1 protein-coding gene and 1 pseudogene are annotated in these 13,471 nt (G+C 72.7%); both read left to right on the top strand.

What is annotated here, in order from left to right:
* Window positions 1–36: 36 nt before the first annotated feature.
* Window positions 37–6,366, top strand: a pseudogene (locus tag AC0KTA_RS02350) (type I polyketide synthase); the annotation flags it as partial.
* Between the two features lie 112 nt (window positions 6,367–6,478).
* A complete protein-coding gene (locus tag AC0KTA_RS02345; RefSeq protein WP_481053390.1) occupies window positions 6,479–13,363 on the top strand; it encodes an SDR family NAD(P)-dependent oxidoreductase in 6,885 nt (2,294 codons plus the stop codon).
* Window positions 13,364–13,471: the final 108 nt, after the last annotated feature.

Here is a 13,471-nt window from a genome sequence, read left to right as displayed (position 1 = left end):
TAAAGAAAGTGACGGCACACAGTGAGCGAGACGAAGCTCCGCGACTACCTCAACAGGGTGACGACCGATCTGCACCGCACCCGGCAGCGCCTTCAGGAGGTGGAGGCGAAGCAGCGTGAGCCCATCGCGATCGTCGCGATGAGCTGCCGCTTCCCCGGCGGGATCAGCTCTCCCGAGGAGCTGTGGAACATGGTCGCGGACGGCGCCGACGGACTCTCACCGTTCCCGACGGACCGCGGCTGGCACGAGGAGGTGTACAACCCGGACCCCGACAGCCAGGGCACGAGCTATGTGAACGAGGGCGGGTTCCTGCACGACGCCGCGCAGTTCGATCCCGTGTTCTTCGGCATCTCCCCGCGTGAGGCGCTGGCGATGGACCCCCAGCAGCGGCTGCTGCTGGAGGTGTCCTGGGAGGTCCTGGAGCGGGCGGGCATCGACCCGCTGTCCGTCAAGGGCAGCACCGGCGGCGTGTTCATGGGCGCCGCCTTCCAGGGGTACGGCGCGGCCGGCCCGATCGAGGCCGAAGAGGTCGAAGGCCATCTGATGACGGGGCAGACGCCCGCCGTCACCTCCGGCCGGATCTCCTACGTCCTCGGCCTCGAAGGCCCCGCGGTGACGGTGGACACGGCGTGTTCGTCGTCCCTGGTGACGCTGCATCTGGCCGCGCAGGCGCTGCGCCAGGGCGAGTGCGACTTCGCCCTGGCCGGCGGCATCACCGTGATGGCCGGCCCCGGAACGTTCACCGAGTTCAGCCGTCAGCGGGGACTCGCCTCCGACGGCCGCTGCAAGCCCTTCGCGGCTGCCGCGGACGGCACCAACTGGTCCGAGGGCGTCGGCGTGCTGCTCGTGGAACGGCTGTCCGACGCCCGCCGCCACGGCCACCCCGTGCTGGCGGTGATGCGCGGCTCCGCGGTGAACCAGGACGGCGCCAGCAACGGCCTGACGGCCCCCAACGGCCCGTCGCAGCGCAGGGTGATCCGGCAGGCGCTCGACAACGCGGGACTCACCCCGGACGACGTCGACGTGGTGGAGGCGCACGGTACAGGTACCACGCTGGGTGACCCGATCGAGGCGCAGGCGCTGATCGCGTCCTACGGCCAGGACCGGCCGGCGGACCGGCCGCTGTGGCTGGGATCCATCAAGTCGAACATCGGTCACGCGCAGGCGGCGGCGGGTGTCGCGGGGATCATCAAGATGGTGATGGCGATGCGGCACGGCGTCCTGCCGAAGACGCTGCACGTCGACGAGCCGACCCCGCATGTGGACTGGTCGGCGGGGGCCGTGGAACTGCTGACCGAGGCACGGCCCTGGCCGGAGACGGGCCGGCCCCGCCGGGCGGCGATCTCCTCCTTCGCGATCAGCGGCACCAACGCGCACACCGTCATCGAGCAGGCCCCCGAAGCCGAGGAGCCGGGGCCGGCCGATCCGCAGGAGGGCCCGGGAGCCGAGGCACCCGGAACGGTCGCCGCCTCCGTCGTGCCGTGGCTCGTCTCCGGCAAGGGCGAGGCCGCGCTGCGGGCACAGGCCGAGCGGCTGCACACGCGTCTGACGGCTCAGGGATCCTCGCGGGACGACGATCCCGCGGCGGCACCGGTGGCGGACGTCGGCTACTCCCTGGCGGTGTCCCGGTCGGCGTTCGAGCACCGCGCGGTGGTGATCGGCGAGGACCGCGAAAGCCTTCTGCGTGGTCTTCGGGCCGTGGCTCAGGGCGAGATCGCTCCGGGCGTGGTCAGGGCACAGGCGGTGAAGGGTCGCAGGACCGCGTTCCTGTTCACCGGTCAGGGTGCGCAACGCCTGGGTATGGGGCGGGAGTTGTACGAGGCCTTCCCGGTGTTCGCCCAGGCGCTGGACGAGGTGTGCGCGCACCTGGACGTCGTACTGGACCGTCCGCTGAAGGACGTGATGTTCGCGGTGGAGGGCGGTGCCGACGCCGAATTGCTGGACCGGACCGCGTTCACACAGCCTGCGCTGTTCGCCATCGAAGTGGCGCTGTTCCGGCTGCTGGAGCACTGGGGTGTCACCCCTGACGTGCTCATCGGCCACTCGGTGGGTGAGATCGCTGCCGCGCATGTGGCGGGGGTGTTTTCCCTGGAGGACGCGTGCACGCTGGTGGCGGCGCGTGGCCGGCTGATGCAGGCGCTCCCCGAGGGCGGCGCGATGGTGGCGGTGCAGGCGTCCGAGGAGGAGATCGCCGGATCGCTGGCTGGTCGTGAGGCCGAGGTGAGCATCGCGGCCGTCAACGGCCCGACGGCCGTGGTCATCGCGGGTGACGAGGCCGCCGTACTGGAGATCGCCGGACAGTGGGTGGAGCAGGGCCGTAAGACCCGTCGGCTGCGGGTCAGCCACGCCTTCCACTCCCCGCGCATGGACGCCATGCTGGACGACTTCCGCAAGGTCGTCGAGGGGCTCGTGCTCGCCCCGTCGGCCATCCCCTTCGTCTCCAATGTCACCGGAGAACCGGCTTCGGACGCCGAGGTGTGTTCGCCGGAGTACTGGGTGCGGCATGTGCGCGCGGCCGTGCGCTTCGCCGACGGTGTACGCGGCCTTGAGGCGCAGGGGGTGAACACCTTCCTGGAGGTCGGCCCGGACGCCGTGCTGTCGGCGATGGCCCAGAACTGTCTGAGCGAGCGGTCCGAGCGGGCCGCGGTCGGCCCGGTGACGGTGCCGATGCTGCGCAAGGACCGGACGGAGGTCCAGGCGCTGACGGCCGCCGTCGCCGAACTCCACGTCCACGGCGCCGCAGTCGACTGGGAGCGGGTGTTCTCCGGGCGCGGCGCGCGGCGGGTGGCCCTTCCCACGTACGCCTTCCAGCGTCAGCGCTACTGGCTCGACTCCATGGCGGCCGTCGGCGACGTCGGCTCGGTGGGCCTCGGACCGGTATGGCACCCGCTGCTGGGCGCCGTGCTCTCCCTGGCGGGCGGCGGCGGGGTGCTGATCAGCGGGCGGTTGTCGATGGCCACGCACGCCTGGCTCGCCGATCACACGGTGCAGGGCATGGCGCTGGTGCCCGGGACGGCCTTCATGGAGATGGCCGCCCGAGCGGGTGACCAGGTGGGGTGCCCCCGGGTCGATGAGCTGGTGATCGAGGCGCCCCTGGTGATGCCCGAGCGCGGCGGGGTGCAGATCCAGGTCGAGGTGGGGGAGGTCGATGCCGCGGGACATCGTGAGGTGAGCGTGTACTCACGACTGGAGTCGGCCGATGACCGGGCCGACCTCGGGGAGCCGTGGGTACGGCATGCACACGGTGTGCTCACCCCGCCCGGCCCGGCCGCCTCCTTCGACTTCGTGAAGTGGCCGCCCTCCGGGTCCAAGCCCGTCGACATCGCGGGCGGATACGAGCACGCCGCCGAACACGGGCTGCGCTACGGCCCCGCGTTCCAAGGGCTGCGGCGTGCCTGGCGGCGCGGCGACGCGGTGTTCGCCGATGTCGAACTGCCCGAGGACCAGCTCGGCACCGCGAAGTACTTCGGCTTGCACCCGGCGCTGTTCGACGCGGCCCTCCACGCCATCGGCGTGGGCAAGGAAGTACGCGGCGGCGACGACGCGCCGAGCGCGGGCACTCTGCTGCCGTTCTCGTGGCGAGGCTTCTCCCTGGACGCCGTCGGCGCGGGAGCGCTGCGCGTCCGGGTGGTCCCGGACGGGCGCCAGGCGGTGTCCCTGGCGATAGCCGACACGTCGGGCCGCCCGGTGGCGTCGGTCGACTCACTCGTTCTGCGGCCCATGCAGGCGGACGCGTTGAGGAACGCGAGCCGGAAGACCGGTGACGCGCTGTTCCTCATGGAGTGGACGGCGGGCGCGGCCGAGCCCGCCGAGGGCGTGGCGTCGGGCTGGTCGGTGGTGCTGGGCGACGACCGCCTCGGCGTGGGCGCCGCTCTGGAGGCGTCGGGCGTCACCACCGACGTGTACACGGACCCGGTGGCGCTCGGTGACGCCGTGGCGTCGGGCACGCTCATGCCCGGCACTGTGGTGCTGCCGGTGGCTTCGGACGGCTCGGCCGTGGCGGGCGAGGTGCATGCGCGGGTCGCCGAGGTACTGGAGACCGTCCAGTCCTGGGTGGCGGACGAGCGGTTCGCGGGGAGCCGGCTGGTGCTCGTGACCCGGGGCGCCGTGGACACCGGTGACGGTGTGACGGATCTGGCGGGCGCGGCCGTGTGGGGACTGGTGCGCTCGGCGCAGTCGGAGAACCCGGGCCAGGTGGTGCTGGTCGACATCGATGACGTCGAACGGTCGGCTGGGCTTCTCGCGGGCGTGGTGGCTTCCGGCGAGGAGCAGGTGGTGGTGCGCTCCGGCGAGGTCCGCGTGCCACGCCTGGGCCGGGCGCCGCTCTCGGGCGAGGCTCAGGAGCCGGAGGTGTTCGGTTCCGGCTCGGTGCTGGTGACGGGGGGCACAGGGCTGCTGGGCGGCTTGGTGGCCCGGCATCTGGTCACCCGGCACGGCGTCCGGAAGCTGGTGCTGTTGTCCCGCCGTGGGGCGGAGGCGGATGGTGCCGCCGGGTTGCGGACCGAGCTGGAGGCCGCGGGCGCCGAAGCGGTGATCGAGGCGTGCGACGCCGCGGACCGCGAGGCGCTCGCCGCGGTGCTGTCGGGGCTGCCCGAAGGGTTCGCGCCGAGCGCTGTGGTGCACGCGGCCGGGGTGCTCGACGACGGGCTGTTCGCGTCCCTGACGCGCGAGCGGGTGAGCGCGGTGCTGCGGGCGAAGGTGGACGCGGCCTGGAACCTGCATGAACTGACCGCGGACATGGACCTGTCGGCGTTCGTCCTCTTCTCCTCGGCCGCCGGTGTGCTCGGCGCGGCCGGACAGAGCAACTACGCCGCGGCCAACGTGTTCCTGGACGGCCTCGCGTCATGGCGGCGCACCCAGGGGCTGCCGGGCGTCTCGCTGGCATGGGGCCTGTGGGAACAGGCCGGCGGCATGACCGGGCACCTCGGGCAGGGGGACCTGCGCCGGGTGTCGCGTTCGGGTCTGGTGCCGCTCTCCTCCAAGGAGGGCCTGGAGCTGTTCGACGAGGGCGTCACCTCCGGCCAGGCCGTGGTGATCCCCACCCGGCTGGACCTGGGTGCGCTGCGCGCCCAGGGGGCCGCGATGCCCGCCGTGTTCCGTGCCATCGTCCCGGAGCCCGCGGTCCGGCGTACGGCCCGGGCGGTCGAGTCCGAGGCCGGCGACCAGTCCGCCCAGTTGCGCCGGCGACTGGCCGGGCTGTCGGAGACCGAGACCGAGGAGGCGCTGCTCGAACTGGTGCGTACGCTCGCCGCCGCGGTGCTCGGGTACACATCACCCGACGAGGTCGACACCAGCCACGAGTTCATGGAGATGGGCTTCAACTCCCTTACGGCGGTGGAGTTCCGGAACCAGCTCGCCGCGGTCACCGGCCTCCGGCTGGACACCACGGTGGTCTTCGACCATCCGCGCCCCCTGGAGCTGGTGTCCTATCTGCGGCCCCGGCTCGCGGCCGGGATCGCGTCCGCTCCCGCCGGCCGCCAGACCCAGCCGCCGTCGGCCCAGGCCGCCACGCCGACGCCCGCGACCGCGCCTCCGGCGTCGCAGGCGGACGCGCCCGACACCCTCGGCTCCCTGTTCCGGGAGGCGGCGGCGCAGGGCAAGACCAAGATCGGCATGGATCTGCTGGTGAACGCCGCGCGGCTGCGTCCCACCTTCGAGGACCCGGCCGACTTCGAGGGGACCATCAGGCCCGTGCGGCTCTCCCGGGGTGCCGAGCACCCCCGGCTGATGTGCTGCTCCTCCTACATGGCGCTGGGCGGCGTCCACCAGTACGCGCAGCTCGCCGCCTCCTTCCGGGGCAGCCGGGACGTCGCGGCCCTGCCCGCCGTGGGGTTCGTCCAGGGCGAGAGCCTTCCGGCCACCCCGGAGGCGCTGTTCCGCCTCCAGGCGCGGATCGTCTCGGAGTATGCCGACGGCGCCCCGGTCGTCCTGGTCGGTTCGTCGGCCGGCGGAATGGTTGCCCACTCGGTGGCCGCCGCTCTGGAGAGCCAGGGCACACCGCCCGCGGGAGTCGTCCTGCTGGACACCTACCTTCCGGACAGCGCGAGCATCGGCCAGTTCGAGAACACCATGCTCGACGAGATGTACGAGCGGGACGCCCTCGTCTCCATGGAGGGTGTCCGGATGTCCGCCATGGGGTGGTATCTGCATCTGTTCGAGGGGTGGAAGCCGCCGGAGAGCGCGGTTCCCAGCCTTCTCGTCCGTGCGGCGGAACCGATGGGAGAGGTGGACCCGGACGCGGCGGGCTGGCAGTCGGACTGGCCGGCCGAATCCGTGATCGACGTACCCGGAACCCACTTCACGATGGTGGAGAAGCAGGCGGGTACCACCGCACAGGCCATCGAGGACTGGGTGGCCAGCCTCTAGCGCAGCACGCGCCCGCCCGCATCGACGGCCCGCGGGCGGGCGCCCCACGCCGCAGCCGACGCCGGCGCGGCACACAGCTTTGACGCACGGTTTTACCCAAGGCAGGAGTTAGGTGAGCACCATGTTGAACGGGTCCAGTGACTCGGGAGATTCCATCGCGCAGGCTGGACCGGACGAGAGCCCTGAACTGCCCTCACTCGGTCCGGACTTCCACGAACTGCCGGACCGCGAACAGCGCAGGGCCCTGTTCGACCTGGTACGCGCACACGTCGCCGCGGCGCTGCGGTCCGAGTCACCGCGCACGCTCGACGCGGAGAGCTCGTTTCTCGACCTGGGACTGGACTCGCTCGCGGCGGTCAACCTGCACCGAGGGCTGGTCGCCGCCACCGGGCTCACTCTCGAAGTGTCACTCGCCTTCGAGTATCCGACGCCCAGCCAGCTCGTGGACCACCTCCACCGGCAGATCTTCCCCGTGGCCACGGACGACACCGCTCCCGCGCGTGCCGTCGTGGGCTCGGACGACCCCATCGCGATCGTCGGGATGAGCTGCCGTTTCCCCGGTGGCGTCAACAGCCCCGAGGACCTGTGGAAGGTCGTCTCCGAGGGCGTGGACGCCATCACGCCGTTCCCCACCGACCGCGGCTGGGACCTGGAGGCGCTCTACAGCCCGGACCCGGACCGCCCCGGCACCAGCTACGCGACCGAGGGCGGGTTCATCCACGACGCGCCCGAGTTCGACGCGGAGTTCTTCGGCATATCGCCGCGTGAGGCGCTCGCCATGGACCCGCAGCAGCGGCTGCTGCTTGAGACCAGCTGGGAGGTCTTCGAGCGGGCCGGAATCGACGTGACCAAGCTGCGGGGGAGCCGCACCGCCGTCTTCACCGGCGCAGAGCACCACGACTACGGGCCCCACCTCCAGAGCACCAAGAGCGGCCTCGAGGGCTATGCGCTGACCGGCATCGCGGGCAGCGTCGCCTCCGGGCGCATCTCCTACACCTTCGGCTTCGAGGGCCCGGCGTGGACCGTGGACACCGCGTGCTCCTCGTCGCTGGTCTCCCTGCACCAGGCGGCGCACTCGCTGCGCCAGGGGGAGTGCGATCTGGCGCTCGCCACCGGCGTCGCCACCATGCCGACCCCGGGTGACTTCATCCTCTTCAGCCGCCAGCGCGGGCTCTCCTCCAACGGGCGCTGCAAGGCGTTCGGTGCCGAGGCCGACGGCACGTCATGGGCCGAGGGCGTCGGCGTCCTCCTGGTGGAGCGGCTCTCCGACGCCCGGCGCAACGGCCACGAGGTGCTGGCCATCGTGCGCGGCTCCGCCGTCAACCAGGATGGCGCCAGCAACGGTCTGACGGCCCCCAACGGGCGCTCCCAGCAGCGCGTCATCCGACAGGCGCTGGCCAACGCCGAGCTGACCGCGGACCAGATCGACGTGATCGAGGCGCACGGCACCGGAACCTCGCTCGGCGACCCCATCGAGGCGCAGGCGCTGCTCGCCACCTACGGCGAGAGCCGCCCGGAGGGGCAGCCGGTATGGCTGGGCTCCCTCAAGTCGAACATCGGCCACACCCAGGCGGCGGCCGGTGTGGGCGCCGTCATCAAGATGGTGATGGCCATGCGCCACGGCATCCTGCCCAAGACGCTGCACGTGGAGGTACCGACCCCGCACGTGGACTGGTCGTCGGGCGGTGTGGCGCTGCTCGCCGAGCAGCGCGCCTGGCCGGAGACCGGGCGGCCACGCCGGGCCGGTATCTCCTCGTTCGGCATGAGCGGCACCAACGCGCACGCCATCATCGAACAGGCCCCGCCGCAGGAGCCGGCCCCCACCACGGACGCCGACGCAGACACGGCCTCCCAGCCCGTGTCCTGGCTGATGTCCGCCAGGAGCGAGGAGGCGCTGCGGGCGCAGGCCGCGCGGCTGCGCGAGCACGTGGTGCGCCACCCCGACGCGCGGCCGGTCGACGTCGGATGGTCGTCCGCCGTGACACGAGCCGCGCTCGAACACCGTGGCGTGGTGGTGGCGTCCGACCGTGAGGGGCTGCTGCGCGGCCTCGCGGCGCTCGCCGAGGAGACCGACGCGCCGGGCCTGGTGCTTGGCAGGTCCACGGCGCAGCGGGTGGCGTTCCTGTTCACCGGCCAGGGCGCCCAGCGGCTGGGCATGGGCCGTGAACTCTACGAGACCTACCCGCTCTTCGCCGACGTGTTCGACGAGGCGTGCGATTACCTGGAGGTGCGCCTCGGGACCTCCGTGCTCGACGTGGTCTTCGGCCCCGAGGACGATGACGCCGCGACCGGTGACGAGCTCAACCAGACGATGTTCACCCAGGCCGGGCTGTTCGCCTTCGAGGTGGCCCTGTTCCGCCTGCTGGAGTCCTGGGGTGTGCGCCCCGACTTCCTGATGGGGCACTCGGTGGGCGAGATCGCCGCGGCCCACGTCGCCGGGGTGCTGTCCCTGGAGGACGCGTGCGCCCTGGTGGCGGCCCGCGGACGGCTGATGCAGGAACTGCCCGAGGGCGGCGCCATGGTGGCCGTCCAGGCATCGGAGCAAGAGGTGGCCGAGAGCCTGGAGGGCCGCGAGGACCAGGTGTCGCTGGCGGCGCTCAACGGCCCCACCTCGGTGGTGCTCTCCGGCGACGAGGACGCGGTGCTCGAACTCGCCGGCCACTGGGAGGCCCAGGGCCGCAAGACCAAGCGGCTGCGGGTCAGCCACGCGTTCCACTCCCCCCGGATGGACGCCATGCTGGAGGAGTTCGGCCAGATCGCCGCCTGCCTGGCGTACTCGACCCCGGCCATCCCGGTCATCTCCAACGTCACCGGCGATGTCGCGGGCGCCGAACTGGCCACCCCGGAGTACTGGGTCCGCCATGTGCGGGAAGCGGTCCGCTTCGACGACGGTATGCGCCGCCTCGCCGACCAGGGCGTGACGACGTGCGTGGAGCTCGGCCCCGACGCCGTGCTGACCGCGATGGGCCAGGACTGCCTGGACGCCGTCGGCGCCGACGCGGCCTTCGTGCCCCTGGCCCGCTCCGGGCGCGCCGAGGCCCAGACGCTGGCGGAGGCGGTCGCCACCCTGTACGCGAACGGCGTCGGCGTGGACTGGGACGCGGTGTACTCCGGGCGCGGCGCACACCGCGTCGCCCTGCCGACCTACGCCTTCCAGCACAAGCGGTACTGGCTCGAGTCGGGCGGCGCCGTGACCGGCGACGCCCGGAGCGTCGGCCTCGGTAGGGTGGACCACCCGCTGCTCGGCGGCCTCACCGAACTGGCCGAGGGCGACCGTACGGTGCTGACCGGACGCCTGTCGCTGCAGACCCACCCGTGGCTCGCCGACCACGCCGTGGCCGGCGGAGTGCTCTTCCCCGGCACCGGATTCGTGGAGCTCGGCCTGCTCGCGGGCACCGAGACCGGGGCGGGACGGCTCGGCGAACTCACCCTCGAGACCCCGCTCCTCCTGCCGGAGCAGGGCGGCGTCCGCGTCCAGCTCGTGGTCGGCCCCGCCGACGAGTCCGGCTCACGGCCGCTGGGCGTGTACTCGCGCTCCGACAGCGACGAGCCGGGGGAGGAGTGGGTGCGGCACGCCCAGGGCGTCCTCGAGGCGGACAGCGGCGCCGCGGTCACCGACAGCCTGCTGCAGTGGCCCGTCCCGGGCGCCGAGCAGGTGCCGATGGAGGGCTTCTACGAGGGCCTGGCCCAGGTCGGTTACGGATACGGGCCGGTCTTCCAGGGCCTGGAGTCGGTCTGGCGGCTGGACGGCGACGTCTACGCCGAGGTGGCGCTGCCGGACTCGGCCGCCCAGGAAGCCGGACGGTTCGGTCTGCACCCCGCCCTGCTCGACGCCGCTCTGCACGCCATGGAGATGGGCGACTTCGGCGGCGAGAGCGGACGTGTGACCCTGCCGTTCTCCTTCACCGGGGTGACCCTGCACGCGGTGGGCGCCGGACGGGTGCGAGTGCGGCTGCGCCCGCAGGGCAAGGACACGGTCGCGCTGCTGGTGACCGACGCCACGGGTGCGCCCGTCGCCTCGGTGGAGTCGCTGGTGGTGCGGGAGGTGGCGGCCGAGCGGTTCGCGTCCGGGCCGCGCTCCACCGGCGGCGACGGAACGCTCTTCCGGGCCAACTGGGATGTGCTCGCCGCCGCCCGCGGCGGCGACCGGACCGCGGTCGGTGTGTCCACGGCGGTGGTCGGCGCCGACCGGGCGCGGGTGAGCGAACTGCTCGCCGCCTCCGGTGTCGAGCACGCCGAGTACACCGGAGTGGACGCGCTCGTCACCGCCCTCGACGAGGGTGCCGCGGTGCCCGACGTGGTCTGGGCCTGGTGCGGCGCGGGGCCGGACGTCGACAATCTCGCCGACGCCGCCCGGAAGGCCACCCACCGGGCGCTGGCCCTGGTGCAGTCCTGGCTCGCCGAGGACCGGTTCGACGGATCCCGGCTGGTCGTGGTGACCCGCGACGCGGTTGCCGCGGGACCGGGCGAGGGCGTCGCCGGACTGTCCAACGCCGCCGTGTGGGGACTGGTGCGCTCGGCGGCCACGGAGAACCCGGGCCGGCTCCTGCTGGTGGACCTCGACCGCCACGCCGAATCGGCCACCGCGGCCGCCGGTGTGGTGACGACCGCGATGGCGGCGGGCGAGCGCGAGGTGGCGGTCCGCACCGGCCAGGGGCTGGTCCCCCGGCTCGCCAGGAACGCCTCCGGGCGGGTGCTCGAAGCCCCCGCCGGCACCTCGGCGTGGAAGCTCGGCACCACGGGCGGCGGCACCCTGGACAACCTCTCGCTGCTGCCCGACCCCGCGGCGGAGGCGCCGCTGGCCCCCGGATACGTCCGGATCGCGGTGCGTGCCGCCGGTCTGAACTTCCGTGACGCGCTGATCGCCATCGGCATGTACCCCGAGGACGACGCCACCATGGGCGGCGAGGGCGCCGGTGTGGTCCTGGAGGTCGGCCCGGGCGTGACCGACCTGGCCCCCGGAGACCGGGTCATGGGCATGATCAACGCCTCGTTCGGACCCATCGCGATCGCCGACCGGCGGCAGATCGTCCACATGCCGCGCGGCTGGACGTTTGCGCAGGGTGCCTCCGTGCCGGTGGTCTTCCTGACCGCCTACATCGGCCTGGTGGAACTCGGCAAGCTGCAGGCGGGCGAGTCCATCCTGGTGCACACCGCCACCGGCGGTGTGGGCATGGCGGCCGTGCAGCTCGCACGCCACCTCGGCGCCGAGGTGTACGCCACGGCCAGCCCCGGCAAGTGGGACACCCTGCGGGCGATGGGATTCGACGAGAAACACATCTCCTCCTCCCGTGACCTGGACTTCGAGCCGCGCTTCATGGAGGCGACCGGCGGCCGGGGCATGGACATGGTGCTGGACTCGCTCGCCCGCGAGTTCGTCGACGCCTCCCTGCGGCTGATGCCCAGGGGCGGGCGGTTCCTGGAGATGGGCAAGATCGACGTGCGCGACCCCGAGGTCGTCGCCCAGGACCACCCCGGGGTGACGTACACGGCGTACGACCTGGTCGCGGCCGACTACGACTGGGTCCAGCGGATGCTGGTCGAGCTGGTCGAGCTCTTCGACAGCGGTGCGCTGCACCCCATCCCGGTGACGGCGTGGGACGTGCGGCGGGCCCCGGACGCGGTGCGGTACATCAGCCAGGCCCGGCACATCGGCAAGAACGTGTTCACCATGCCCCGGACCCTCGACCCCGAGGGCTCGGTACTGGTGACCGGCGGCACCGGCGGCCTGGGCCGCGAGGTGGCACGCCATCTGGTGGCCGAGCGCGGGGTGCGCAACCTGGTGCTGGTCTCCCGGCGCGGGCCGGACGCGGAGGGCGCCGCCGACCTCGCGGCCGAACTGACCGAGGCGGGCGCGTCGGTGACACTGGCGGCCTGTGACGTGGCCGACCGTGCCTCGCTGGAGCGGGTGCTGTCCGGCATACCCGCCGACCACCCGCTGGCCGCGGTCGTGCACGCGGCGGGCGTACTCGACGACGGTGTCATCGACACCCTGTCGCCGAAGCGGATCGACGCGGTCTTCGAGCCGAAGGTCGACGCGGCGTGGAACCTGCACGAGCTGACCCGGGAGACGGACCTGGCGGAGTTCGTGATGTTCTCCTCCGTCGCCGGTGTGTTCGGCAGCCCGGGACAGGGCAACTACGCCGCCGCCAACTCGTTCCTGGACGCGCTCGCCGCACACCGGCGCGGCCTCGGCCTCCCGGCGGTCTCACTGGCCTGGGGCCCGTGGGACCAGGCCGGCGGCATGACCGGCACCCTCAGCCAGGCGGACATGGTGCGCATGGCGCGCGAGGGCATGGCGCCCCTGTCCATGGCGGGCGGTCTGCGTCTGCTGGACGCCGGCGCCATGAGCGAGGACGCCCTGCTCGTGCCGATGCGGCTGGAGACCTCCGCGCTCAGCGGCCAGACCGACATCCCCACTCTGCTGCGCGGTGTGGTCCGGGCGCGGAGCAAGGCGGCGGCCGGCGGGAAGGCGACCGCTCCCGAATCGGCCAAGGTACGGCTGGCCGGTCTGGCCGGAGCCGAACTCGAGCGGGCGCTGCTCGATCTGGTGCGCGGCAGCGCGGCGATGGTGCTGGGGCACAGCGGCGCCCAGTCCATCGAGCCCGACCGCTCCTTCCAGAACCTCGGCTTCGACTCGCTGGCGGGCGTGGAGTTCCGTAACCGGCTGAACTCGGCCACCGGGCTCCGCCTCCCCTCCACGCTGATCTTCGACAACCCCACGCCCGCGGTGCTCGCCGAGTATCTGCGCGGCCGGGTGGCGACGGACGGCCCGGCCGAGCCGGACGTCGATCCGGAAGAGGCCAGGATCCGTGCCCTTCTGACGTCGATCCCGCTGGAGCGGCTGCGCCGCGCGGGTCTGCTCGACACGCTCACCGAGCTGGCGAGCGGCAAGGACCAGGCCGAGAAGGACACCGAGGAGAAGGAGACGGACTCCATCGACGCGATGGACGACGACGACCTGATCGACATGATGCTCGGCGACCTCGACACCTGACGCCCCGCGAGTCCCCCCGGAGACCTCCGGGGGGACTCGCGGTACCGGCCCACGGCTCGCGGAGCGTCGGCGTCGTGGGTGGCTCCCACCCCAAGAGACTTCAAGAAG

It is taken from the genome of Streptomyces sp. Y309, from assembly GCF_056712025.1.
Note: the sequence above shows the minus strand (reverse complement) of the source record. Positions and strands in the feature narration are given on the sequence as shown.